Here is a 24,841-nt window from a genome sequence, read left to right on the forward strand (position 1 = left end):
GCAGCGCCTACACGTAGGTGGCCGCCAACCCGCCGTCCACCGGCAGATTGACCCCATTGATCCATCGCGCAGCGTCCGAACAGAGGAAGGCAATCACCGACGCCACCTCATCGGCCAGGGCGGGACGCGTCATGCGCTGGCTGTCCTGGGCCACCCGTTCCGGGCCGAGCATGCTGACGAAATCCCCCAGAATCGGGGTGAACACCGGCCCCGGCGCGACGCAGTTGATGCGTACCGAATGATCGCGAAACCATCCTTGGGATTGCTGCAGGCTCCAGACGATCAGCGCCTCTTTGAAATACTGATAACAGGTGCCCTGCTCCACCGGATTGGCGGCCAGCCACTGCTGCCCGGCCCTGAAACTTTCGGTCGCCGCCAGCGCCTTGTGCAGCGCCAACCGCTGCGGCCACTGCGCACCGAGTACCGAAGCGACATTGACGATGCTGCCGCCCGCCGGCATGCGCGGCAGCAGCGCTTGAGTCAGATGGCGCAGGCCCAGGTAATTGACCTCGGCCACCGTTTGCATCGGCGCCGTACCGGGCACGCCGGCAATGTTGCACAGGGCATCGACCTGCTGCGGCAGGCGCGCCACCAGCGCATCGATGCTGGTGGGATCGCTCAAGTCGGCATGGAAAAAGCCATCAAGCGTCAACTGCGGTTCATGGCGATCGACGCCGATCACCGTGGCGCCCTGGAAGCGCGCCAATCGCGCGACTTCCGCACCAATGCCCGACGCCACGCCGGTCACGATCAAGGTTTTGCGGTACAGGTTCATGGTCAAGCCCTCTTATTGTTGTATAGGCATGCGCGAGCCGGGGCTCAGAAGGGATAGGTCGGCGGCGTGTTTTTTACGGTGACCCATTGCCACTGGGTGTACTCGTCCCAGTCGGCCGGCCCACCCACACTGCCGCCATTGCCCGAGGCGCCGCGTCCGCCGAAGGGGTTGATGCATTCGTCCGCCACGGTCTGGTCGTTGATGTGCAGCAGGCCGCAATCAAGTCGTTCGCCAATGGCCATGGCGCGCCCCACCGAGGGTGAAATGATCGCCGCCGAAAGCCCGTACTCGGTGCGGTTGGCCAATTCGATGGCCTCCTCGTCCGTGGCAAAACTGACCACCGTGGCCACTGGGCCGAACACTTCGTCCTCAAAGGCGCGCATGCCCGGCCGTACGCCACTGAGCACGGTGGGCTGGTAGAACAACCGGTCGTATTCGCCGCCCGCTTCCAACCGCGCGCCGGCTTGCAGGCTGTCGCTGACTATCTCGTGCACGCGCTGCAATTGGCGTTGATTGATCAATGGGCCGAGCGCGGCCTCACCCCGGGCGGCGTTGCCCACGGTGAGCGCCCGGGCCTTTTCCACCAACTTGCGCGTCAGGCTGGCGGCGATGGATTCATGGACCAGAATCAACCCGGTCGCCATGCAAATTTGCCCTTGATGCAGCCAGGCGCCCCAGGCGGCATTGCTTGCGGCCAGGTCGAGGTTGGCGTCTTCGAGAATAATCAACGGGTTCTTGCCGCCCAGTTCCAGCGCGACTTTTTTCAGGTGCCGACCGGCCACCTCGGCGACTTTGCGCCCCGCTGCCGTGGAGCCCGTAAACGCGATCATCCGCACATTGGGGTCGCGGCACAGCGCCTCACCGGCCGCTGCGTCGCCGGGCAACACGTGCAGCAGGCCCTTGGGCAAGCCTGCTTCTTCGAAGAGTCGGGCAATGAGAAAACCACCGCTGACCGGCGTCTGTGGGTCAGGCTTGAGCACCACCGCATTGCCCGCCGCCAAGGCCGGCGCCACCGAGCGCAGTGACAGTATCAGCGGGAAATTGAACGGTGAAATTACCCCAACCACGCCATGGGGCTGGCGCCGAGCATAGGACAATCGCCCCGCCGCACTGGGCAGCACCACTCCGTGGGGTTGAGACAACAAGCCCGCCGCCTGATGCAGCAGCACAATCGCCTCGCGCACTTCGTGTTCGCCCTTAAACAACGCGCCCCCGGTTTCCCGCGCGACGTACAGCGCCAGTTCGGCGAAAGACTGCTCGGCGACGTCGGCCGCCTTGCGAAACACCTCGGCGCGCTCCCGTGGACCGAGTGCGGCCCACGCCGTTTGGGCCAGGGCCGCGCTGCGACTGGCCAGGGCGACATCGGCCGGGCTGGCCATGGCGCAGCGCAGCAGCGGCTCGCCGGTGGCGGGTTCGATCACGGGGCTCACGGATCCCGAAGCGGGTATCCAATCGCCGTTAAACAGGCATTCGGACTCAAGGGCCCGCTGTAACAGGTGGGTGGTTTCAGACACTGACATGGCAACTCCCGGTTCTTGTAATTGTCATCGCCTGCACGAGTGCAAACGCCGCATTTGGCCTTGAGCAAAGGCTGTGCCGCTTGCACGTGCTGACGCAGACATAAACCGCCGAGGGCTCTGGACCGGGGCCTGACACGTGCCGCCCATTGACCACTCGCCCATCGGCCGCAAAAACCAGGGGCCTGGCACTTGTTCAATTGATAAGGTTATGTTTAGTAACTATCTGAGCAGTTACTCATATCGTTCATTCGCTTTGCAGGGGCATAACAATGACTAACCCCCACAGCGCGCCAGCCACCGCGCCCTATCATCCGCGCGGCGACAGTCGCCACCTCAGCGACAGCAGCTCGCCGACGCCTGCGGAACTGACCGACTGCCTGTTTTTTTCTCCCGAAGACGGGAGGATCTGGCTCAACGACCAACGCATGCTGCTGCTGCACAGTTCCTCGTTCGGCGCCCTGCGCAGGGAAGTCATCGAGCGTCTGGGGCTGGAGCAGGCGCGCGGTCTGTTCACCCGTACCGGCTATGCCTCCGGAGCGCGGGATGCCCGGCTGATCCGCGAGCGCTGGCCAAACGCTGATGCCGCTGCGGTGTTTCGTGCCGGGACGCACCTGCACACCCTGGAAGGCATGACCAAGGTCGAGCCGCTGCATTTCAAGTTCGACGCCGACTCGGGCTTTTATGAAGGCGAGTTTCTCTGGCACCACTCCTGCGAGGCCGATGAGCATGTGGGCGCCTACGGCATCGGCCAGGACCCTGTGTGCTGGACGGAGACCGGCTACGCCATCGGTTTTGTCAGTGGCCTGTTCGGGCAACTGGTGATCTTTCGCGAAGTAGAGTGCCGAGGCATGGGCCACAGCAGTTGCCGGGTGATCGGTAAGACCGCTGAACAATGGGGTGATGTTGAGCAGGACTTGCGCTACCTGAACGTGTCCTCGACCGTCACCCACACCGCCGACGCCTGTGCGCGCCACAGCCCGGTAGACCGCCTTGCCAGCACCAGCGCACCCCGACCTTTGGTGGGCGCCAGTGCCGCGTTCAACGCAGCAATGCAGGCCCTGCAACGCGTCGCGCAGACGCCCGCCACCGTGCTGATCAGCGGGGAGTCCGGCGTGGGCAAGGAAATGTTTGCGCGCCAGTTACATCAACTCAGCCGTCGCCACGACAGCCCGTTCGTGGCGCTCAATTGCGCGGCCATCCCGGACAACCTGATCGAGGCTGAACTCTTCGGGGTTGAACGCGGCGCGTACACCGGCGCCACCCACTCACGGCCCGGGCGTTTTGAACGGGCCCAGGGCGGCACGTTGTTTCTGGATGAAATCACCAGCCTCAGCCTGGCCGGGCAAAGCAAACTGCTGCGGGCATTGCAGGAGCGCGAGATCGAACGCGTCGGAGGCATACGCGGCATCACGGTGGATGTGCGGGTAGTGGCCGCCACCAATATCGATCTGCGCAAAGCGGTGGCTGACGGCACCTTTCGCGAAGACCTGTTCTACCGGCTGAATGTCTACCCCATCGCCCTGCCGCCGTTGCGTGAACGCCGCGATGATATCCCGCTGTTGATCAACGCGTTCCTCACCCGCTTCTGCCAGGAGTACGCCCGTACACCCGTGGGCCTGACCATGCGCGCCCTTAAAGTCCTGCTGCGCTACGACTTCGCAGGGAACGTGCGCGAACTGCAAAACCTGATCGAACGCGGCCTGATCGCCAGCGACGAAGGCCAGGCCATCGACTTGGTGCACCTGTTTCGCAACGAGCCACTGCCGGCGGATCCGTACGGCCTGGACGACCATGGCAGCCTGTCAAACACCGCACCTTTGCAGCGACCAGCACTGCTGGACACCCTTGGGCAGTTGGACCAGGGGTTTTCCATCGAGGGCCTTGAATCACGCCTGATCACCGAAGCGCTGCAACAGAACGCCGGCAACCTCGCCGCCGCCGCCAGGCTCGTGGGGCTTAGCCGTGCTCAGTTTGCCTATCGGTTGAAGAAGCACCAGCGGCAACAGCCTTGAAGGGATTGCCTGAAAATGAGTGCTTTAAATGTTTTATCCAATTAAGTATTTTGCACGGGTACCGAGCCCCCTTTGAATCGTGACCAGGAGCACCCGTGACCGGACTGCGTGAACGTCAGAAAGCCGAACGCCGACAAGCCATCAGCAAGGCGGCCATCGAACTGTTTGAGCGCCAGGGTTTCCAGAACACCACCATCGAACAGATCGCCAGCCAGGCTGGCGTATCGGCGCCCACGGTGTTCAAGTATTTCGGCAACAAACAGGAAATCATCCTGGAAATCCTGCACCACGCCGATCAACGCGCGATCACCGACACTCGCCGCCTGATCCAGGAAATCGAAGATCCGGTTGACGCGCTGTGCCACCTTGAACGGCTGCTGACCGGCTACGCCCTGGAAGTCATGCACCCCAGCCTGTGGCGGGAATTGCTGCCACTGATCCTGTTCGGCGGCACCAACGAACTCCCCGCCGGCTATCGCGCGATGAACGACGCACTCAGGGCTGAGATCAGCCAACTGCTGCGCGAACTGCAACTGGCCGGCAAGCTACGCCCGCAACTGGACGTGGAAATGGCTGCGTTTTTACTGAACGATTACTCACACCTGCAACTGTTCAGACTGGTGAATCAGGAACACCCGGATATAGAAGCGCACTCCACGCAGGTCAGGCGTATTACGGAGCTGGTGTTTTATGGCATGCAGGCCTGACTGAGGGGTTGCCCCCATGAGCATGGTTATCTGCACGATTCTTACAGGTTGACGCCTCACTCTGTGGTGAGCGGGATTGTCCCGCGCTGGGGTGCGCGACGGCCTTAGAGCCGGCCGGATTTTTGTCTCGTGTCCTCAGGTAACCGTGTGGGAGGGGGCTTGCTCCCGATGGCGGTGGGTCAGTTACAGCTCTGTTGGCTGACACACCGCCATCGGGAGCAAGCCCCCTCCCACAGTTTGATCTCCATAGATCAGACAGATAGGTCTCAGTCTGCTTTTGCCCTGCTTTTGCCCTGCTTTTGCCCTGCTTTTGCCCTGCTTTTGATCCGGCCCTTACATCCTCTTCGCTGACGAAGTCAGCGGTCTTTTGATCTGCGCTTTTGATCTTGATCTCAGGCGCCCCATCAAACACGCTGGCCGAACGCAGGCTTGAATCCGTGGGTAACCCGGCAGGACGCCGGGTTAGCCGCGCTGGGCCATGGATGGCCCATCGCGGCGGCCCACGGATTCAAGCCGGAGTGAGGGCACACCGAGCCTAGGCGAGGTGCCGAGTGTTGGGGCGAAGCGTTTTTGGTTACTTTTTGCGCTCTTCAAAAAGTGACCCGCTGTAAGAGCGGAACCCATAGCCGCCGTTACCCCAATAACGGATATGTACACCGACAAACCGCCATCGCGCTCGAACTCGGTACCCCGGACAGAGCCCGCACATCACTGCACCAAACGCCCTCAGTAAAACCGATAACACCGAACCACCACCTGATCAGCACTGGGGTAATGCACCAACCCAATAAAACTCGCACGCCCAAGCCAATCCAACCGCCCCTTCGGCACCTGAAACACCGGCGTGCAGGTACACCGATACTCCGTCTCGGGAATCGGCCACTGCCCCTCACGCTCCAACTGACGCCCATACTCCGTCATGTTCAGAACCCCCCGATTACGCAGATTAATCAGCTCTCCCTGATCAGTCCTGAGGCTATAGCGAGCGTCCAGTTGACCCAGCCCATCCGGGCGCAGAACAAACAAATCCTCGCCGCCCGCCAGCACCTGACCGCGAATACCTACCCCCTCGAAATCCCCCCCCACAATCGGGTAGTTGCAGCGCAAACCGTCAACACTGTCGCCCAGCATCACCCCACGCCCTATGGCCACGCGCAACGTCAGCACGCGCTGCAAATTAGGCGCAACGTCCATCAAGTCCAAATGCTCACTCATGGCACAACTCCAAACCCGGCGCGCACGCACCGGGTCGCAGGGGATCAGCGGTTGGTCTTGATGTTGGTCCAGGTGCGCGTACGGATTCGCTCGATCGCAGGCGGAATCGGCTCCAGGGCAAACAACGTCTTACGCACTTGCTCCGGCACATACATGTTGGGGTTGTCGCGGATATTGGCGTCTACCAGTGCAGTGGCGTCCTTGTTCGGGTTGGGGTAGCCGATCTTGTTGCTGATGCGGGCAATCACTTCCGGACGCAGGATGTAATTGATGAACGCATGGGCCTCGGCCACGTCGGGGGCATTGGCCGGGATCATCATCACGTCCGACCACATCGGCGCGCCTTCCTTGGGCAAGGCCATCTCGACCTTGACGCCCTTGCCGGCGGCATCCGCCAATTGCTTGGCCAGCGCGACACCACCGGACCAGCCCACGCCGACGCAGATATCACCGTTGGCCAGGTCCATGCCGTAGCGCGATGAGTTGAAATAGGTGATGTAGGGACGGATTTTCATCATCGCCGCCTGGGCCTGCGCATAGTCCTCGCGCTTCTGGCTGTTGGGGTCCAGGCCCTTGTAGTGCAAGGCGATGGGCACGATTTCGTTGCCTGCGTCGAGGAAACCCACGCCGCAAGTGGCGAGTTTGGCGAGGTTTTCTTCCTTGAAGATGATGTCCCAGGTGTCAATCTTTACGTCGGGCCCCAGGGCCTTGCGCACCTTGTCGACGTTGTAGCCGATCAGCGTGGTGCCCCACAGGTAAGGTGCGGCGTAGCGATTGCCAGTGTCACCCACCGCTTCCAGGGACTGCATGAACTGCGGGTCCAGATGCTCCCAGTTCGGCAACTGCTTGCGGTCCAGGGGCTGGACGGCACCGGCGGTGATCAGGTGCCCCAGGTTGGCAGTGCCGGGGAAGACCACGTCGTACCCGGAGTTGCCCGTCAGCAGCTTGGACTCCATGGTTTCAGCGCTGTCGAACACGTCATAAATCGGGCGAATACCGGTTTCTTCCTGGAAGCTCTTGAGCACTTCCGGCGGCAGGTATTCGATCCAGTTGTAGATCCGTACGGTCCGTTCTTCCGCCAGGCAAAAGCCACTGATCAGAAGGGAGGCGACAGTGCCCAGCAAGGTGTGACGCAAAAACCTGTTCATGATTAAACACTCCAGCGCGGCCACGATGGCTCGCGGCACTTAGTAGCGATAGGTGAAATACAATTCCAGCGCGCTGAACCTCTGGTCATCGCCAAAGACTTGCTTGGCAGCGGCCAGTGGCTTGACCCAGTTGTAGGACAGCGATGTATAGAACGACGGCGTGGGCGTCCAGTCGAGGAAAACCACGCTCTCATCGGCAAAACGCCGGTCACTGACCGCCGCGCCCATGTAGTTCTTCTCGTCCAGCCAGAACTGATAGTGAATCGTGCCGAGGGTCACGGTGTCGCTGAGGTGGGTCTTGAGCGAGAACTGCTGGACCTTTTCGTTGCTGTTGAACAGCAGGTAGTTACCGACCACGTCGCCGATAAGCCACGTGCTCCAGTCGACAAAGCCTTTGCTCAGCGGGTCCCAGGCTTTCTGGCGGTTGTCGGTGAGGTTGTCGTCACCGGAAAAACTCGCGTAGCGGTAGCCGATGATCGGTGTCAGCGGCAGCGTGCTGAAGGCATAGTCGGCCTGGCCATACCAAGCGTTGGCATCGTAGTCGGCACCCTCGCCGCTGCCGCGCTCAATGGCGTATTCGGCGTTCAGCGTCAGTGCCTGCACACCGGGCACCTTGGCGTTGAGCGCCCTGATGTTGTAGACCTGCATCCCGTCACGAAGACGCGGGAATGTGCTGCCTCTGGGGCCCAGGGCATGGACCTTCATGGCCATCGCCCCCAGGGTCACCTGGTCATCGACGTTGTAATCGAGGTTGACGCCAGTCATGCGGAAGTCGCCCAAATCGTCGTCGGTGCGCAAGGTGAATGCCTGGGATTTGAGTGCGCCATGGTTCCAGGCCAGGACCGCCGAATCCTTGAACGCGGTTCGAGGGCCCAGCCAGTAGGCGGCGTCCTTGTACTGGTCGAGGTTGCCGTCCATGACGATGAACCCGGTGCCGATCATGTAGTTCTGGCGGCCTGCGGTGAAGGTCCACTCGCCGGCCCGAAAACCAGCGTAGAGCTCTTCAAACGCGGCTTTACCGTCGGAGCTGCGGGTGAAGCCGCCCGCATCGCCATCGCCGAACGTGCTGGCAGCCACCAGGGAGCCGCCCGCCAGCAGGCTGAAATCGGGCTGCAGCGCGTAGTCAAGTTTGACGCCGGGCTTGATGTAGAGCTCTTGCCAGTTGATGTTCGCGCCGCCGTTTTTACCGCTGCGTGCATCAACCTGGCCACTGCCAAAGTTAACGCCACGGGTAAACAGCGTCCCACCACCCGCCGTGAAGTTGACTTCGCCCTTGAGATTGCCGTCCTCAAAGGTGTAGCCCGCCAACGCGACGTGGGTGGTCAGGGGTAAGCCGACCGCTAAGAGCGCTCGTGAGAAACGCTTGGTGAAAACCATAAGAAGCTCCTGTGGAATTATTGTTGTTACAGGGCAGTCAATGGCGACGCAGCGCGCCGCCAACACCTGGCCTGGGCCAGGTGAATAGAACGCAAGACTCTTATTGTTGGGCGTGTGTCAGGGATTCAGGTGGGCCGCAATGGCACGCAGCATCCGCACGCTGTCGGCATCGAACGGGCCGACCGCTTCCGTCAGAGACGATTGCTTGACGATCACCACGCCGGACGGCTTGTCGATGAACAGGTACTGGCCGTGAATTCCGCCGGCCATCAGTGCCTGGCTGTGATCGTTGAACACGTACCACTGGCTGCGATAGGACGCACCCGGCGTCCAGCTGGAAAACTCGTCATTTTGCGCGTAGATCGCCGGATCGGAACCGGCGGCGATCCGGGCGACGGTCGCAGGGGACAGCAGTTCAAGCCCTTCGTGGCGTCCATTGTTGGCCAGCAGCCGACCGAAACGCGCCATGTCCCTCAAGGTGGCGCTGAAGCCTGCGCCCGCCACATTGCGTCCCCAGGCGTCGGCCATGAAGTAGCCGTCACGGTCGCAACCCAGGCGCTCCCAGATCGTCTCCAGCATCTGACTGCAAGCCTTGCCCGACGCACGTTCCATAACCCATGCCAAGGCTTCGGTGGTCGCGGTCACATAATGGAAAAATCCGCCATGGCTGCCGCGTTTCTTGAGGGATGGCAAGTACTGGTACAGGGATGCGAATTGCGCGTAAGCCGCCGGAGCCGGTTGAAAGCCGCAGGCATAACCGTACTGCGAACTCTCTGAGTTGGGATCGTCGTAGACCTCGCTGTAGTCGATGCCCACCGCCATGTCGAACAACTGGCGCACCGTGGCATCGCCAAACGCACTGCCGGCCAACTCGGGGACGTAATACGCAGCGAGCAACTCAGGTCTGAGCACGCCCTCGGTGACCAGTTGCTCACCCAACGTCCCAATCAACGACTTGGTCACCGAAAACATGATGTGTCGATCACCGGCGCGCTGTCCGTTGAAGTAACGCTCGAACAACACTGTATCGCCCTGCATCACCAGGAACCCGTCGGTCTGGCTGGCCACAAGGTGATCGATAACGCTGATGCTCAGCCCGCATTCGCTGTTGAAATACAGCGAATCCAAGGCTGTCGGGGCAACCTTGAGCGGGCTGGCAGGTGCTGCGCCCGCCTGCACGTCGATGGTGGGACGCAGTCGTGCGAGGTTGCGAAACCCCCATTGACTGAAGGGCGAACGCATCCAGTTGTCCCACGTAACGCGGCGTGCGGGCTCTGACGGGAAGCCCTGCATGAGTAAAGGTGCGAGGCGAGGCTTGGACAACGCCTCGTCAGTCTGGACATACAGGCTGGCCAATGATGGCGTGATTTTCTGACCCATGGTGTAACCCTGGAAATGACTCTGCATGCGAGCAGATGCGAAGCAATAATTAACCGGCAAATATTCTTTAGTCAATAAAAGATTTAACCGATCAAAAGCTTTACAGGCCAGGGGCCGCCGATCACCTTGCCGTCAGTAGAAGTACGCCACGCGAAACTGCAGCGAATTATCGATCTTCACGCCCTCGCGCACCGAGGTGTCATGCATGAGCTGCCCCATCACCTGCACTTGCTTGCCCAGCATCGTGGCGACAGTGAAACCGAGCGTGCCGTTACTGCGGCTGGTGGCGAGGGTTTCATGGTCAAGCGTCTGGCGCGCGCCCCAGTTATGTCGATACGAAATCGCGGCGTAAGTGTCCGGGGTGAAGTTGTAGCGTAAATGGTTGTGCAACTGGAATAGCGGCGCTTTTTCGGCGTCGGTGGCGCGCTGCTTGTCGTAGAACTCCGTTTCGGCGATCACGTCCCAGGTGATTTTATCGGTGAGTCCCTTGATGTAGCCGACTTGAAAGTCCAAGGCCCAGCGGTTATCGCTCAACGCAAAACCCTGGTTTTTATCGCTGCCGGTGGGTGCCGTGACGAACACCGACCAGCCCAGGTGTTCATTTCTGGCAAGGTCTGCGATGGTCCATACCGTTCCACCGAAGGTGATATCCCCCAGCCCAGAGTTTTTGCTGTCGGTGGCGCCGATCTTCTGATAACCGAAGGGGATCACAATCTGTGGATCCCAGGTCAAGCCTGTGTTGAAGAACTCGGTGAAGTGGATCAATCGCAACACGCCGACAGTCAGGTCGAGGTCGAGGTTGTCGGCGACTTTCTTGCCGCCGGAATACACCTTGTCCCCTCGCGGATTCTGCTGGTACAGCACCACCACATCGGTGCCTTGGGGCAGCGCGGTGTAGTCGCCGGGGTCGGGTTTGACATCGGCCTGGGCCAAGGGCGCCAGACTGGCAAACAATGCGCTGAACGTCAGAGTGCTAAGTATTTTCATGGCGGGTCCCGTTATTTTTATTGGAGGCAGAGCTTCGCCATGACGACTCCGTGGGGAGTCGCCAGGCTTAGGTGAAACGGATTGGAATCAGTGCGCGGTGGTGTGTCCGCCAGCCTTGAGATCGGCTTGCAGATCCTGGGTCCGCTTGACGAGGTATTGACGGATCAATTCCATGTCTTCGCGCTGAAGGATGTCGGAAAAATTCGGCATCCCTCCATTGATCAGCGCCCCGCTGAGAAAGGCGGGAAACGCCGCGTGCTTGTTGTCATCCAGGTACCGCAGGTCTGGCACCACACCGCCGCTGATAGCATTGAGGCCATGGCAACCGGCACACAATCCATTGAACAGCCCGCGCGCCTGGGTCAGTTGCTCGGGGGTTGCAGTGAGTGCCTGATGGGTCGTCGGCATGACGGGTGCAGCTTTCGGCGCAGGCAGTTCCCCGTGCGCACCCAGTTTGAAGGCGATCACCCGCGACTCTGCTCGCACCTTGCCTTTGTTGGTCAATGGGCCGGTCAGCAAAGGAATGATGCCTCCCCACCCCACAGAGAACGCCACATATTGCTCGCCATTGACGGTGTAGGTGACGGGCCCGGCCATTACTCCTGAATTGGCTCGATGCTCCCATAGCGGCTTGCCGGTGTCGGCGCGGTAGGCGACGACGCGCCCATCGGCGGTGCCCTGGAACACCAGGTTACCCGCCGTGGCCAACGTGCCGCCGTTGCCGGCGCTGATGTACGGTTGCTTCCAGGCGGCTTTCTGTTTTACCGGGTCCCAGGCGATCAGTTCGCCGCTCCAGGCGTCGCGGATTTTATTCAGGATTTTCGGGTCCTCAGGCAGGTCCGGCACATCCAGGCCGAAGTTCACCACGGACTTGTTCGATAAGAACATCGGCGCCTTGGCCGCTTTCAGTTCGGCCAGGGTGTATTGGGCCGGGATGTAGACGTAACCGGTCTTGGGGCTGAACGACATCGGGTGCCAATTGTGCCCGCCGAGGAAGCTCGGCTGCACCACTTTCGGCTCCTTGGAATAGTCGGCCGCGCCGGTGAGGATCGGACGCCCGGTTTTCAGGTCGATACCGCTGGCCCAGTTGACCGGGACGAAATTCTTCGCCGAGAGCAATTGCCCGTTGGTGCGATCGAGGACATAGAAAAACCCGTTCTTCGGCGCCTGCATGATCACTTTGCGCAGGCTGCCGTCGATCTTGATATCGGCCAGGATCATGTGTTGGGTCGCCGTGAAATCCCACTGGTCCTGCGGCGTGATCTGGTAGTGCCACACGTATTCGCCGGTGTCTGGGCGCAGTGCCAGAATCGACGACACGTACAGGTTGTCACCTTTGCCATTGGTGCGGAACTGGTAGTTCCAGGGTGAGCCATTGCCGGTGCCCACATAGAGAAGATCAAGCTGCGGATCGTAGGCCATGGAGTCCCAGACCGTGCCGCCACCGCCCCACTTCACCCAGCCGTCGCCATCCCAGGTTTTCATGGCCTTGGCCATGGCGGGGTTTTCCGCTGGCAGCTTGGGGTCACCCGGCACCGTATAGAAGCGCCACACCTGTTTACCGGTGTCGGCATCGTAGGCCGTAACGTAACCGCGCACGCCGAACTCGGCGCCGCCATTGCCGATCAGCACCTTGCCCTTGACGATGCGGGGCGCGCCGGTAATCGAATAGCTTTTTGTGCGATCGATAATGGTATCGACGCTCCACACCGGCTGACCATTAGCCGCATCCAGGGCGATCAAGCGTCCATCGAAACTGCCCACATAGACTTTGCCCTGCCACACCGCAACGCCCCGGTTGACCGGCCCACAACACCCCTGGCTAAGGTTTTCGGCGGGCACTTTCGGGTCGTATTTCCACAGCAACTCACCGGTGGCGGCATTGATGGCATACACGATGCTGAAGGCGCCGGTGGTGTACATCACACCATCGACCACCAGCGGCGTGGCCTCGGTGCCGCTGTCGATATCCAGCTTGGTCGTCCACGCCAAGCCCAGCTGTGCGACGTTGCCGGCATTGACGCTGTCCAGTGGGCTGTAACGCTGCTCGTCATAGGTGCGACCGTGGCTCATCCAATTGCCGGGCTCCTGGTCGGCCGCGATGATTCGCTGGCCATCGACCTGCGCCGGGCCCGCCCACACAACAGAGCAGAACGTAGCCATCAGTAAGGGAATGCCTGGCAACAGGCTGCGTAATCTCATTATTATTTTTCTCCTGCGATAAGCGGCTCGGTGTCACCCCCAGCCCAGGCAAGCTTATTAGAGGACTTGGCGCGCTGCGCGACTTGACTGACGCTGCCAAAGCGCTTGGCATTCTCTGCCAGGCGCGCACTTACGTAGCGTGCTGGCGAAAATCCCGAGGGGCGTGCTGAAAATGACGCTTGAACGCGCGGCTGAAATGCGCGGCGTCGACAAAACCCCATTTAAAGGCGATCTGAGTGATGGATTCATGGCGCAGATCCTGGCAGCGCAGATCCTGGGCCACCCGCTCCAGGCGGCGCTGCTGAATGTAGCGAGAGATGCTTTCGTGGCGCTGCTCGAACAACCGATAGAGCTGGCGGACAGAGACGTTCAACTGCCGCGCCAGATAGTCAGGGCCCAACTCAGCCTCTTGCAGGGAAGACTCAACCAGGCGGGTGGCCAAGCCATACAGATCATCATGACCCACGCAGGCAAAGGCGGGCTGCCCGTCGGTGCGTTCATCCAAGCCAGCGACAGCCAACCGGATTAATGCATGTTCCAGCGCGGGCCCATCGCTCCTGCCGCCGGAGTCACCGCTCAACGCAACGTCACCCAACGAACGCACCAGAGCGCGAATCATGTGAGTGGCGACACTGTTGCGCGCGAGCTTGCCAAACAGCGGTTGCTGGCCAAGCTGATGGCTGACTTCCTGGCGTGACAGGTGAATCGAGATATTCTGCACCAGCCCTCGCGGCTCTATGTCGAAGGCCTGGGCCGAGTCCACCAGGGCGATGTCTTCAGGCCCTAATTCAATCACCTGATTTTGCCCGCGGATGCGCTGGTGGCCGCTGCTCTGAAGAATGAGAAAACAGTGACGATCGTCATCGCCGTCACCCGAGGTGCGATGGCGGCTGATCAATCCTGCATTGGTGCGGATATGGGCCAACTCCAGGCCGCACACATCCTGAGCGTGGACGCTGCCGATAAACAGCGTGTGCTGTTCGGACAGGGCTGTGCTGAAATTACCGCACACCGCACGCAAGTCGCGGTTCCAGTTGGCGAACGCCTCACGAGTGCTCAACAAGGCAGGCATATCCTCGCTCCCACAGGTTATTTATAGTTATACCGTTAACATATTATCTATTTTTTCCGGGTGCAAGCGGGCTGGGCTTGATGCGCGTGAGCAACCGGCCGTTTCAAGACCGTCGCGCTATTGCTTTTGACCTCAAATCACCCGTCACACACACTGCCCGGGTACTAAAATCAAGGCTCAAACAGGAGTGGTGGTTATGCGCAATTTTTCAATTCAACGCCTCGACCATGTGGTTCTGCGGGTGCAGGACATCGAGCGCAGCCTGGCTTTCTATACCTCGGTGCTGGGATGTGAGGTCAAAAAGCGCCGGGAAGACCTGGGCCTGATTCACCTGAGCGCTGGGGCATCCATGATCGACTTGGTGGACGTGAATGGCTCCATCGGACGCCAAGGCGGGAAGCCGGCGGGCAAGCAAGGGCACAACGTCGATCACGTTTGCCTGCGGGTCGAGCCGTTCGATGAGCAGGCCATTCTCGGCCACTTGGCTGACGCGGGAATATCCGCTGAAAAAGCCGAGATGCGCTATGGCGCAGAGGGCTCAGGCTGGTCGCTCTATTTCAATGACCCGGACGGTAATCAAATCGAGTTGAAGGGCCCGGCTGTGCAGCCTTGATGCAGGCTCGGCCCCGCCGCCCCCGTGACACAACATCATAAAAATAGATGATCTTAAAAAACCACATAATGACAATATCTAATAATTAGCTTATTCCAAAAAAGACTTTCCCTCGGGTTTTTTATAGGAATATCTTCACTTCACAGACCGACCCCATACCTGGCGGAGGACGTACCCCCGACCACCAGGAGCCTGCTATCAGGCTAAATGGACCGATCTCGACATGCCAGACCTCACCTCCCCGCTGCCCCTCAAGAACTTTCACCTGTCACTGCTGACCAGTTCCCTGCTGCTCGCCACTGCGCCCTCCTTCGCCGAAGCCGCGACGGAAGACGCCCAACTCGGCACCGTCACCGTGATCTCCACCGGCCTGCGTGGCCAGGAGCGTACCGTGGCCGACAGCCCGGCGCCGATCGATGTGATCAACAGCGAGCAACTGCTCAAGACCGGTCGCGCCGAATTGTCCGAAGCGATTGCCAAATTGCTGCCGTCGTTCAACTTCGGCACCAATATCGCCGGCTACAACTCGGTGACTCGCCCACTGAGTAACCGCAGTCTCGGCCCGGCCTACACGCTGGTGCTGGTCAACGGCAAACGGCGCCACAACGGCGCCACCGGTCAGCGCGGGTCCATCGACAACAGCGGCGCGAATGCGGTGGATATCGACCTGATCCCGGTCAGCTCGGTGGACCATATTGAAGTGCTCAAAGACAGCGCTGCCGCCCAGTACGGTTCCGATGCGGTGGCCGGGGTGATCAACATCATCCTCAAGACCGGCAACAGCGGCGGGCACCTGGAAACCAGTTACGGCCAGTTATTCTCCGGCCAGGGCGAAACTATCAAGGTGGCCGGCGACCAGGGTTTCAAGCTGGGCGACGGCGGCTTTTTCCACCTCTCCGCCGATGCACGCAAACGCGGCGAAGCCTCCTGGAACGACAAGGCCGACGGCAGCGTGAGGGCCTTCAACGATCCGGCCAAGGAAGCCGCCTGGGACCGTGTGGCAATCAAGAACGGCGACCCGGACCTCAAGGCCTTCAACCTCGCCTACAACGCCGAACTACCCCTGGAAGACCTGACCCTCTACTCGTTCTCCACCTACGGCGAGCGTGATGCCGAGGCGGCCAACTACTTCCGCCTGCCCACCGGCCGCGCCGCCGTGCCCGAGGTGTTCCCGGACGGTTACTACCCCTTGAACAACATCAAGGACCGCGACTACCAGCTACTGTTCGGCGGCAAGGGCCAAGCGGCCGAGTGGAACTGGGACCTGAGCACCACCTACGGGCGCAACAATGTCCACCACTCCAGCGACCTCAACATCAACCCGTCCCTGGGCACCGCCTCACCGACCAAATTCGACAACCTGGCCACCTTCCGCTTTGAGCAGTGGGTCAACAACCTGGACTTCACTCGCCGCTACGACAGTTTGTTTAACCTGACTTCGCCGGTGCAGGTGTCGGCCGGCCTGGAACATCGCTGGGAACACTTCAGCACGTTCGCCGGCGACCCCGAGGCCTATATCACCGGGACCTACCCGGCGGCATCGGGCGCTCAGGCGGCGGTGACGATTCGCCCGGAAGATGAAGTCAGCCTGATCCGCAACAACTACGCCGGCTACCTGGATTTAGGCTTTGACCTGACCGAGCGCTGGTTTCTCGACGTCGCCGGGCGTGTCGAACATTACGACGACGACTCAGGCAACACCTTCGGCCTGAAAGTGAACTCGCGCTACGAACTCACCGACAGCGTGGCCGTGCGCGGCACCGTCGGCACCGGTTTCCGTGCGCCATCCCTGACCCAGATCGGCTACACCGTGGCCGACAACCGAGTCGCCGTAGACGTGAACGGCAACGTGGTGCCTGCCGTCACCCGCCTGACCCCGTCGGGCAGCAACCTGGCCAAAGCCTTGGGTGGCGATGACCTCAAGCCGGAGAAATCACGCAACCTCGGGCTGGGCTTGACCTGGCAACCGGCACCGCGCACCAGCATCACCGCTGACGCGTACCTGATCGACATCGACGACCGTATCGCCTTGACCAGCAACATCTACGACCAAGGCAATGGCGTGATCAACGGCATCCTCACCGCCCAAGGCGTGCCCTCCGGCACTTGGGTCAACTACTACACCAACGCTTTCGATACCCGCACCCGTGGCCTGGACGTGGTCGCCGACCACACCACGCCGCTGGATGCCTGGGGTGATGTGCGCTGGAGCCTGGGTTTCAACTGGAACAAAACCACTATCGAAGGCAACCGCGATACCCCGAGTGCGCTGGCCAACTCCGGCGTCACCCTGGTAGGCCGCGACCGCGAAGGCGACCTGACCGAAGCCTCGCCCAAGACCAAATGGATCCTGGGCGCCAACTGGAAGGTCGAGGACCTGGCAGTGAACCTGCAAACCAGCCGCTACGGCGCGGTCAAGACCTTGGCGGTCAACCCCACGGGCGACCGCAGCTTCGGCGCCAAATGGATCACCGACCTCGACGTCAGCTACACCTTCGTCGACCAGATCACCGTGAGCATCGGCGGCACCAACATCTTCGACGTGCGCCCAGACCGGCACGCCGTCTACAGCAACCTGGGCCTGGCGCCCTACGGCAACCCGCCGTTCTACCCCGGCGGCGGCTACTGGTACACCAAGCTGGCCTACGACTTCTAAGCCAATCGCCATACGAGGGCATCCCATTGAACACCTCCAACTTGATGAGCCGTCTATTGGCCCCGTGCGCCCTGGCGATTAGCCTGGCCGCCTGCTCGCCTTCGGGCAGTGACGCCCAGGCCGGCAAGACCCTGAACATCGCCTTTTTTGGCGACAACACCACCCTGGTCAGCGTCGACCCGTTCCAGGTCTATTGGCTGGAACACCGCGTGCTGCTGCGCAATGTCGCCGAGTCCCTTACCGATCAAGACCCGGAGACCGGCAAGATCATTCCCTGGCTGGCCAAAAGCTGGGAAGTCAGTGACGACGCGCTCACCTATACCTTCCACTTGCGCGACAACGTCACCTTCAGCAACGGCGAGCGCTTCAATGCGGTGGCGGTCAAAACCGCCTTCGACAGCAACAAGGCGTTAGCCACCGAGTTGCCGGCCACCTTTGGCGCCACCTACCTGGCGGGGTTCGACCACGCCGAAGTGGTGGATGACCTGACCGTCAAACTGGTACTGGCCAAGCCCAACGCCGGCTTCCTGCAAGCCACGTCCACCACCAACCTGTCGATCCTCGCGCCGGCCTCTTACACACTCAGCGCCAAAGAGCGCTCGTTGGGCAAGATCATCGGCACCGGGCCGTTCGTGCTGGCCAGCTACACCCCGGAAGTCGGCGCGCACCTGACCAAGCGCAAGGGTTACGCCTGGGCTTCGGCGAATATGAAGAACCAGGGCGAAGCGCACCTGGATGCGGTGGACATCAGCTACATCCCCGAGGAAAGCGTGCGCAACGGCCTGTTCCTGCAAGGCAAGGCCGACATCCTGTGGCCGCGCAACCCGTTCTCCGAGGTGGACCTGAAGCTGTTCCAGTCCAAGGGCGCCACCATCCAGAGCCGTTCGCTGCCGGGGCCGGCCCTGAACCTGTATCCCAACACCCGTGATGGGCGTGCACTGAGCGACAAGCAAGTCCGCCTTGCCCTGCAAAAGGCCATCGACCGCAAGAGCTACGCCAGCACCGTCTACAACGCCGAATTTCCGGTGGTGGACGGCATCTACGACGTCACTACGCCTTATTTCAAGAGCCAGGGTGCCAAGTTGGCCTACGACCCGGCAGGCGCGGGGCAGCTGCTGGACCAGGCCGGCTGGGCCAAGGGCGCGGACGGCTACCGCCAGAAAAACGGCAAGCGCCTGAGCCTGAGCTACAACATCACCCCATCCGAAACCGCCGGTGACGTGCTGCTCCAGGACCAACTGCGCAAGGTCGGTATCGAGGTCAAACTCAACGTGGTCACCCGTGCCGAATGGGTCGCCAACAACTCGGCCGGCAACTATGACCTGACCAGCACCTACATGACCCGCGCCGACCCGATCATCCTGCAAACCATCCTCGACCCACGCACCGCCAACAGCTCGACCCTGGCCACCAACCTCTACGAACCGACGGTGCTGAACGCTGCCAAAGGCCTGTTCGATGCAGGCATCACCGCCACCCAAAGCCAACAACGCGCAGCGGCCTACGGCAACCTGCAAGACCTGCTGGTGGATGAAGGCTCGGCGTTCCCGGTGTATGAGCGCGTGTGGCAGGCCGCAACGTCGGCCAAGGTGAAAAACTTCCGCTGGACCGCCGAAGGTTTTGCGCTGCTGGGTGATATCGAGGTCGCCGCGCCATGAGTCGTTACCTGATTGGCCGGGTCGGCCAGGCGCTGCTGGTGCTTTGGGGGGCCTACAGCATCACCTACTTCATCCTCTATCTGCTGCCCGGCGACACCTTGTCGATCATGCTCAGTGCGTCCGGCATGGAAGCCGACGCGCTGTCGGTGGAAGACCTGGCCAAGGCGCGGGCCTATTACGGATTGGATAAAGGTCTGTTTGAGCAATACATCGACCTGCTGCTGGGCGCGCTGCGCGGTGACTTTGGGCAGTCATTGTCACTCAACCGCCCGGTGGCCGAGTTGCTCGCCGAGCGCCTGCCACAGACGCTGTCCCTGGCGGGGCTGGCGATTGTGCTGTCGCTGCTCGGCGGCATTGGCTTGGCGTACCTCACCGCGTATATCCGTTGGCAACCCCTGAAAAAAGCACTGGCGCGCTTGCCGTCCCTGGGCTTTTCGGTGCCGGTGTTCTGGATGGGTTTGTTGCTGATCCAGGTGTTTGCGTTTGGCCTGGGTTGGTTTCCCGCGACCGGCACCCGTGGCTTCGAAAGCTTGGTGTTGCCGGCGATCACCCTGGCGATCCCAAGTGCCGCGGTGTACGCCCAAGTGCTGCAACGCAGCTTCCAGGGCGTGTGGAAAGAGGCCTATATCGTCACCGCCTACGCCAAGGGCCTGAGCCGGGCCCAGGTGCAGGCACGCCATGGGTTCAGGAATGCCGCGCTGCCCATCCTCACCCTGATCGGCCTACAGGTGGGCAATACCGTGTCCGGCGCGGTGCTGGTGGAAACCATCTTCGCCCGTTCCGGCATCGGCCGCCTGGCCCAGGAAGCCGTAATGCGCCAGGACATTCCGGTGGTGTTGGCCATCGTTGCAGTGTCGGCGGCAGCCTTCGTCCTCGTGAACCTGCTGGTGGACTTGCTGTACCCCTGGCTCGACCCGCGCATTTCCCACACGCCAAAGGTGTCCTAGACCATGACGACGCTCACCCAGAAACGCGTGCGCAGCGAAACCCTCTGGCACCGCCGCAGCCACTTGCAACGCGCCACGTCCACCCTGCTGCCCTTGCTGCGCCGGCCGGGGTTCAGCCTGGCCGTGGCAGTGGTGGTGTTCTCGCTGGTCGCCGCCCTGGCGCCGCACCTGCTGAGCAGCTTCGACCCCTACGCCACCGCGCCGCTCGCCAAACTCACGGCGCCCAACTTGACCCATTGGTTCGGCACCGATGAACTGGGCCGTGACCTGTTTACCCGCGTGGTCTACGGCGCGCGCCTGTCGGTGCTGGCGGCCTCGCTGGCGGTGGGGATCGCGCTGGTAGGCGGACTCGGGCTGGGCATTTTGTCCGGGTTTGCCGGTGGCCGTATCGATGCGGTGATCATGCGCGTGGTCGATGTACTGCTGGCTCTGCCTGGACTGCTGCTGGCCCTGGCGATCGTCACGGCCATCGGTTTCGGCACCGTACCGGTGGCCATCGCGGTGGGCATCGGCATTATTCCTGGCTTTGCCCGTACCACCCGCGCCGAAGTACTGCGGGTGAAAACCCTGCCCTATGTCGAAGCCGCACGGCTGGGCGGTGCCAGTTGGGGCCGCACGTTGTTGCGGCACATTCTGCCCAACGCCTGGGGCCCGGTAGCGGTACTGGCAACGTTGGACTTCGGCGCAGCCATCCTCGCCACCGCAGGCTTGAGTTTTCTCGGTTTCGGCGCCGCACCACCGGCGGCGGAATGGGGCACCTTGATCGCCAACGGCCGGCACTTTCTGATCACCGCACCTTGGGTGTCGTTGCTGCCCGGCCTGTTCCTGGTGGCCGTGGTGTTCAGCCTCAACCATATCGCCCGCACCTTCGAGGAGATCCAGCGATGAGCCCGTTTTTGGTCGATGTACGCCAACTCAGTGTCGATTACCGCTCCAGCGGCCAGGTCAATCCAGCGGTGCGTTCGCTGTCGTTTTCCCTCGCCCAAGGCGAAACCGTGGCGATTGTCGGCGAGTCCGGCTCGGGCAAATCCACCCTGGCCAACGCCATCCTTGGCCTGCTGCCAGACAACGCGCAAATCAGCGCCGGTCAACTGTGGGTGGATGGCCATAACTTGACCCACGCCAGCGAACGCCAGAAACGCAACCTGCGCGGCCGCACCATTGGCCTGGTGCCACAGGACCCGATGGTCAGCCTCAACCCTACCCTGCGCATCGGCCAACAGATCGCCGAGGCGTTGATCCTGGCCAAGGGCAAGCGCTACCCCGGCGTCGATGCGGATATTGTCGAGTTGCTGCAACAGGTGGGGATCGACAAACCGGTGCTGCGCGCCCGCCAATATCCCCATGAACTCTCCGGCGGCATGCGCCAGCGCGTGCTGATCGCCATCGCCCTGGCCGGTAATCCGCGCCTGATCATTGCCGACGAACCCACCAGCGCGCTCGACGTCACCGTGCAGCGCAAGATCCTCGATCACCTGCAACGGCTGGTCAGGGAGCGCGGCATTTCGCTGTTGATCATCACCCATGACCTCGGCGTAGCCACCGACCGCGCCGACCGCATTCTGGTGATGCAGCACGGCGAGGTGGTCGAACAAGGCCCGCCACAGCAGATCCTGGGCCGCCCCCGCCACGACTACACCCGCGCACTGATTGCCGCCGCGCCCGCCTTCACCAAGCGTCGCGAACCGTTGATCAATCTCGACCTGGGGCGCGAGCCGATCCTCAGCCTGCACAACGTCGGCAAGACGTTTGCCCTACCCAAGGTCAAGGGCGAAGCCTCGACCTTCATGGCCCTGGAAGGTCTTAACCTTGAGGTGTACCCCGGCCAGACCCTGGCCATCGTCGGCGAGTCCGGTTCGGGCAAGAGCACCGCGCTGCGCATCGCCCTCGGCCTGGAGAAGCCGAGCCAGGGCCGGGTCTGGTTCGAACAACAGGACGTTACAGACCTCAGCTGGCGCGACTTCCGCCCGTTGCGCCAACGCCTGCAACTGGTGCAGCAGAATCCCTTCGCTGCGCTGGACCCACGCTTCACCGTGTTCGACAGCATCGTGGAGCCGCTGGTGTCGTTTGGCTTGCTCAAGGGTGCCGCCCTGGAACAGGCGGCGCGGGAGCTGATCAGCCGCGTGCACCTGCCGGTGAGCTTTCTGGACCGTCTGCCCCGTGAACTGTCCGGCGGCCAGTGCCAACGCGTCGCCATCGCCCGCGCCCTGGCGTTGAAGCCCGACCTGTTGTTGCTGGATGAACCGGTCAGCGCCCTGGACGTGTCGGTGCAGGCACGCATTCTTGACCTGCTGCAAGAGCTGCAACGGGAGATGGGCATTGCGTATGTGCTGGTGTCCCACGACTTGTCAGTGGTGGCCAACTTCGCCCATGAGGTGCTGGTGCTGCGCAATGGTCGCGTGGTTGAACAAGGCTCGGTGGCGCAAATCTTTAACCAGCCGGCCACCGAGTACACCCGCGAACTGATTGCGGCCATCCCTGGCCGGCAAGTCGCGGCAAGCGCCGCCTGAGGTTTACTGCGCCGAACAATCACGCGCCACGATGCCCTTTTCCTGGGCATACGCGGCGGACTTGGCTTCGATCAAAGGACGCAAAGTGGCGCGGTCGGCTTGCAGCCAGTCGGTCACCAGCACCCACTTTTGCCCATCCCATTGCTGCACTCGGGCCGAACCGCCGCCTTCGTGGTCCGCGCAGGACAATGTCAACGGCGCCAACAGCCCGTCGAAGCCCATGGCCTTGAGGCGTGCCGCATCGATATTCAGGTGCTCGAACGCCCAGCGAGTTTCCTCACCGTTCAGCGCGCGGTTGCCGAACTTGGCCTGACCGGTGCGCAGCGCTTCGACAGCAATCGCGGCGTTGATCAGGCCGATGTTGTAGTAGACCTTGCCGAAGTAGCTGGCGTCCTTGAGGTTGCTCTTGCCGGGATCGAGGATGAACTGCTTGAGCTTTTTATGAATTTCGAAACCGTCGCCACCGGGGAACGGCGCCAGCGCCTGGTAGCCTTTGGCGGCGGTGCCGGCGGGAATCACGTCGGCTTCAGAGCCTGCCCACACATCACCGATCAGACGGTCCACGGGAACGCCAAAACGCACGGCGGTCTTGATCGCCACCGGTGTCGAAACGCCCCAAGTGCGCAGGAATACCCAGTCCGGGTTGATCTGGCGCACTTGCCGCCATTGAGTGGACTGCTCGTTACCTGGGTCTGCTACGGGAATCTGGATGTTCTCGAAACCGTACTTTTGTGCCAGCAACTGCATGGCCGCCTGGGTTTCGCGACCGTAGGCAGAGTCGTGATAGACAGTGACGATCTTCTTGCCCTTGAGCTTGTCCAGCCCACCTTCGCGCTGGGCAATATAATTGATGCCCACCGAGGCCTGGCCGTAGTAGTTGAGCAACAACGGAAACGCGTAAGGGAACACGCGGCCATCAGTGGATTCGGTACGCCCGCCGGCGCCATCGATCAAGGGGATGTGATCGACGGCAGCACGGTCCATCAGCGCATAGGAGGCCGGGGTGCTATGGGTAAAGAAGAACCCGGTGGGCGCACCGTCAAGGCCGCCTTTGTAGCGTTCGTAGCATTCGATGATGCGGTCGGTCTTCCACTCGGTCTCGCATTCCTGCCAGACCAGCTTCACGCCGTTCACCCCGCCTTCGACTTCGTTGATATAGCGAAAGTAATCAATTTCCCCGGCCCACCACGGAATACCGCTGGAGGCATAGGCGCCAACTCGGTAGGTGGCCAGCGGGATGAACTGTTGATCGTTGGCGGCCTGGGCGATGGTCGACAATGGCCCGCCCAAGGCGCCGAGTGCCAGCAGGCTGGCGATGACTGTGCGTTGCAAGACGTTGTGCATGGGTGTGGTTTCTTATGAAAGGTGAGGTTTCCCCTCCCGTTGTCGGGTCAGCGCCAATCGGGTCACAACACAATTCATGCCAAGCGCATAAGCCCTCTTATTCAAGGGGTTGCACTGTACCGGTCACCCCGCACGGCTCGGATAATCGAACACTTTATTGAACCGCTGTTGCGCCACCAACACCGCGTTCGGTCGCCAGGCCTGCGGCAAAATAGCGCGTTTTACTTCATGCCTGAACTGCGGCTAAATACGCGCCCCTTTGCGTCGATGGCTTTATGGCTATGTTCAAACGCATCAGCCCCTGGATCGCCTGCCTGGCCCTGTTGCTCAACATGCTGGCCATGCCGTTGAGCCGCGCCCTGCAAACGCCGGACATCGGCCTGATGCTGTGGGGTGGATTCTGCTCAGGCGGCGCCTCCCAAGCCCTGCCACCAGGCTTTGACAAGCTGATCGACCCGCTCAAATCCGCGCCTTCGGCTGCCGCCATGAAGCATGGCGACTGCTGCTGCGGGCATGCCGGCCTGGCCGCGCTGCCGTCCAACTATTACCGGCATTGGCTGCCGCGCTATGCGCCGGATGTCGCCCTCGCTGATCCGCTGTTACCCACGTTGCATCCCAGGGTTCGCTGGCCGAGCCTGAGCCCTCGCGCCTCCCCTGTCGCCTGACTGCCCCGAAACCCTGTGTTTTCTGCCGCCCCTTGAGGGTGGCTGAACGTCCT

The 24,841-nt window shown here is 61.6% G+C and carries 19 protein-coding genes; 9 read left to right on the forward strand and 10 right to left on the reverse strand.

Going from position 1 to position 24,841, the window contains the following annotated elements; all coding sequences use genetic code 11:
• Positions 1 to 7: 7 nt before the first annotated feature.
• Together ACVWXD_RS10755 and ACVWXD_RS10760 are read right to left on the reverse strand one after the other, a co-directional pair.
• Entirely contained in the window at positions 8 to 775 is a 768-nt protein-coding gene (locus tag ACVWXD_RS10755; protein WP_122757262.1) for a coniferyl-alcohol dehydrogenase, read from the reverse strand.
• A gap of 44 nt (positions 776 to 819) precedes the next feature.
• Complete coding sequence (locus ACVWXD_RS10760; RefSeq protein WP_179179035.1) at positions 820 to 2,295, reverse strand: benzaldehyde dehydrogenase; 1,476 nt, start codon at positions 2,293 to 2,295, stop codon at positions 820 to 822.
• Between the two features lie 269 nt (positions 2,296 to 2,564).
• On the opposite strand from ACVWXD_RS10760, the gene ACVWXD_RS10765 reads away from it, so the two are divergent.
• Together ACVWXD_RS10765 and ACVWXD_RS10770 are read left to right on the forward strand one after the other, a co-directional pair.
• Positions 2,565 to 4,307 (forward strand): sigma-54-dependent Fis family transcriptional regulator, encoded by a 1,743-nt coding sequence (locus tag ACVWXD_RS10765; protein ID WP_032891343.1) that lies wholly within the window; start codon positions 2,565 to 2,567, stop codon positions 4,305 to 4,307.
• A gap of 95 nt (positions 4,308 to 4,402) precedes the next feature.
• Positions 4,403 to 5,014: a TetR/AcrR family transcriptional regulator gene (locus ACVWXD_RS10770; protein WP_032891341.1), complete on the forward strand. Its 612-nt coding sequence runs from the start codon at positions 4,403 to 4,405 to the stop codon at positions 5,012 to 5,014.
• A 726-nt stretch (positions 5,015 to 5,740) separates the two neighbouring features.
• Here ACVWXD_RS10770 and ACVWXD_RS10775 read toward each other — a convergent pair.
• From ACVWXD_RS10775 to feaR, 7 genes are all read right to left on the reverse strand, one after another.
• Positions 5,741 to 6,229, reverse strand: a complete 489-nt coding sequence (locus ACVWXD_RS10775) for a DUF3237 domain-containing protein (protein WP_032891339.1) — start codon at positions 6,227 to 6,229, stop codon at positions 5,741 to 5,743.
• Positions 6,230 to 6,273: 44 nt separating this feature from the next.
• Positions 6,274 to 7,377, reverse strand: coding sequence for a polyamine ABC transporter substrate-binding protein (locus tag ACVWXD_RS10780; RefSeq protein WP_122753234.1), 1,104 nt, complete (start codon positions 7,375 to 7,377; stop codon positions 6,274 to 6,276).
• 39 nt (positions 7,378 to 7,416) lie between these two features.
• Positions 7,417 to 8,754: an alginate export family protein gene (locus tag ACVWXD_RS10785; protein WP_032891335.1), complete on the reverse strand. Its 1,338-nt coding sequence runs from the start codon at positions 8,752 to 8,754 to the stop codon at positions 7,417 to 7,419.
• A gap of 117 nt (positions 8,755 to 8,871) precedes the next feature.
• A complete protein-coding gene (locus ACVWXD_RS10790; RefSeq protein WP_032891333.1) occupies positions 8,872 to 10,134 on the reverse strand; it encodes a serine hydrolase domain-containing protein in 1,263 nt (420 codons plus the stop codon).
• Positions 10,135 to 10,266: 132 nt separating this feature from the next.
• Positions 10,267 to 11,121, reverse strand: a complete 855-nt coding sequence (locus tag ACVWXD_RS10795; RefSeq protein ID WP_095184865.1) for a transporter — start codon at positions 11,119 to 11,121, stop codon at positions 10,267 to 10,269.
• A gap of 87 nt (positions 11,122 to 11,208) precedes the next feature.
• Positions 11,209 to 13,323: a PQQ-dependent dehydrogenase, methanol/ethanol family gene (locus ACVWXD_RS10800; RefSeq protein WP_122753230.1), complete on the reverse strand. Its 2,115-nt coding sequence runs from the start codon at positions 13,321 to 13,323 to the stop codon at positions 11,209 to 11,211.
• A 130-nt stretch (positions 13,324 to 13,453) separates the two neighbouring features.
• On the reverse strand, positions 13,454 to 14,395 hold the full coding sequence (gene feaR, locus ACVWXD_RS10805; protein ID WP_095184867.1) for a transcriptional regulator FeaR: 942 nt from the start codon (positions 14,393 to 14,395) through the stop codon (positions 13,454 to 13,456).
• 196 nt (positions 14,396 to 14,591) lie between these two features.
• Here feaR and ACVWXD_RS10810 point away from each other — a divergent pair, with 196 nt between their 5' ends.
• From ACVWXD_RS10810 to ACVWXD_RS10835, 6 genes are all read left to right on the forward strand, one after another.
• Positions 14,592 to 15,008, forward strand: coding sequence for a VOC family protein (locus ACVWXD_RS10810; RefSeq protein ID WP_260368131.1), 417 nt, complete (start codon positions 14,592 to 14,594; stop codon positions 15,006 to 15,008).
• A gap of 223 nt (positions 15,009 to 15,231) precedes the next feature.
• Positions 15,232 to 17,664, forward strand: coding sequence for a TonB-dependent receptor plug domain-containing protein (locus tag ACVWXD_RS10815; RefSeq protein ID WP_095184868.1), 2,433 nt, complete (start codon positions 15,232 to 15,234; stop codon positions 17,662 to 17,664).
• Between the two features lie 44 nt (positions 17,665 to 17,708).
• Positions 17,709 to 19,322, forward strand: coding sequence for an ABC transporter substrate-binding protein (locus ACVWXD_RS10820; RefSeq protein ID WP_260368135.1), 1,614 nt, complete (start codon positions 17,709 to 17,711; stop codon positions 19,320 to 19,322).
• Positions 19,319 to 20,269, forward strand: a complete 951-nt coding sequence (locus ACVWXD_RS10825) for an ABC transporter permease (RefSeq protein WP_181643922.1) — start codon at positions 19,319 to 19,321, stop codon at positions 20,267 to 20,269. Before ACVWXD_RS10820 ends, ACVWXD_RS10825 begins: the two co-directional genes overlap by 4 nt.
• A gap of 3 nt (positions 20,270 to 20,272) precedes the next feature.
• Positions 20,273 to 21,157 carry an ABC transporter permease gene (locus ACVWXD_RS10830; RefSeq protein ID WP_032891314.1) on the forward strand — a complete coding sequence of 295 codons (885 nt, stop codon included), beginning with the start codon at positions 20,273 to 20,275 and terminating at the stop codon, positions 21,155 to 21,157.
• On the forward strand, positions 21,154 to 22,779 hold the full coding sequence (locus ACVWXD_RS10835) for a dipeptide ABC transporter ATP-binding protein (protein WP_260368130.1): 1,626 nt from the start codon (positions 21,154 to 21,156) through the stop codon (positions 22,777 to 22,779). Before ACVWXD_RS10830 ends, ACVWXD_RS10835 begins: the two co-directional genes overlap by 4 nt.
• A gap of 3 nt (positions 22,780 to 22,782) precedes the next feature.
• On the opposite strand, the gene ACVWXD_RS10840 is transcribed toward ACVWXD_RS10835, so the two are convergent.
• A complete protein-coding gene (locus tag ACVWXD_RS10840; protein ID WP_181643924.1) occupies positions 22,783 to 24,123 on the reverse strand; it encodes an ABC transporter substrate-binding protein in 1,341 nt (446 codons plus the stop codon).
• Positions 24,124 to 24,398: 275 nt separating this feature from the next.
• On the opposite strand from ACVWXD_RS10840, the gene ACVWXD_RS10845 reads away from it, so the two are divergent.
• Positions 24,399 to 24,788: a DUF2946 family protein gene (locus ACVWXD_RS10845; protein ID WP_095184871.1), complete on the forward strand. Its 390-nt coding sequence runs from the start codon at positions 24,399 to 24,401 to the stop codon at positions 24,786 to 24,788.
• Positions 24,789 to 24,841 lie beyond the last annotated feature (53 nt).

The sequence above is a fragment of the Pseudomonas sp. TE3911 genome, assembly GCF_054062775.1.

Excerpts from the sequence above, each read along its gene's own strand:
- ACVWXD_RS10755 (WP_122757262.1), bottom strand. The coding sequence starts at position 775 with ATGAACCTGTACCGCAAAACCTTGATCGTGACCGGCGTGGCGTCGGGC.
- ACVWXD_RS10760 (WP_179179035.1), bottom strand. The coding sequence starts at position 2,295 with ATGTCAGTGTCTGAAACCACCCACCTGTTACAGCGGGCCCTTGAGTCC.
- ACVWXD_RS10765 (WP_032891343.1), top strand. The coding sequence starts at position 2,565 with ATGACTAACCCCCACAGCGCGCCAGCCACCGCGCCCTATCATCCGCGC.
- ACVWXD_RS10775 (WP_032891339.1), bottom strand. The coding sequence starts at position 6,229 with ATGAGTGAGCATTTGGACTTGATGGACGTTGCGCCTAATTTGCAGCGC.
- ACVWXD_RS10780 (WP_122753234.1), bottom strand. The coding sequence starts at position 7,377 with ATGAACAGGTTTTTGCGTCACACCTTGCTGGGCACTGTCGCCTCCCTT.
- ACVWXD_RS10785 (WP_032891335.1), bottom strand. The coding sequence starts at position 8,754 with ATGGTTTTCACCAAGCGTTTCTCACGAGCGCTCTTAGCGGTCGGCTTA.
- ACVWXD_RS10790 (WP_032891333.1), bottom strand. The coding sequence starts at position 10,134 with ATGGGTCAGAAAATCACGCCATCATTGGCCAGCCTGTATGTCCAGACT.
- ACVWXD_RS10795 (WP_095184865.1), bottom strand. The coding sequence starts at position 11,121 with ATGAAAATACTTAGCACTCTGACGTTCAGCGCATTGTTTGCCAGTCTG.
- ACVWXD_RS10800 (WP_122753230.1), bottom strand. The coding sequence starts at position 13,323 with ATGAGATTACGCAGCCTGTTGCCAGGCATTCCCTTACTGATGGCTACG.
- feaR (WP_095184867.1), bottom strand. The coding sequence starts at position 14,395 with ATGCCTGCCTTGTTGAGCACTCGTGAGGCGTTCGCCAACTGGAACCGC.
- ACVWXD_RS10810 (WP_260368131.1), top strand. The coding sequence starts at position 14,592 with ATGCGCAATTTTTCAATTCAACGCCTCGACCATGTGGTTCTGCGGGTG.
- ACVWXD_RS10815 (WP_095184868.1), top strand. The coding sequence starts at position 15,232 with ATGCCAGACCTCACCTCCCCGCTGCCCCTCAAGAACTTTCACCTGTCA.
- ACVWXD_RS10820 (WP_260368135.1), top strand. The coding sequence starts at position 17,709 with ATGAGCCGTCTATTGGCCCCGTGCGCCCTGGCGATTAGCCTGGCCGCC.
- ACVWXD_RS10825 (WP_181643922.1), top strand. The coding sequence starts at position 19,319 with ATGAGTCGTTACCTGATTGGCCGGGTCGGCCAGGCGCTGCTGGTGCTT.
- ACVWXD_RS10830 (WP_032891314.1), top strand. The coding sequence starts at position 20,273 with ATGACGACGCTCACCCAGAAACGCGTGCGCAGCGAAACCCTCTGGCAC.
- ACVWXD_RS10835 (WP_260368130.1), top strand. The coding sequence starts at position 21,154 with ATGAGCCCGTTTTTGGTCGATGTACGCCAACTCAGTGTCGATTACCGC.
- ACVWXD_RS10840 (WP_181643924.1), bottom strand. The coding sequence starts at position 24,123 with ATGCACAACGTCTTGCAACGCACAGTCATCGCCAGCCTGCTGGCACTC.
- ACVWXD_RS10845 (WP_095184871.1), top strand. The coding sequence starts at position 24,399 with ATGGCTATGTTCAAACGCATCAGCCCCTGGATCGCCTGCCTGGCCCTG.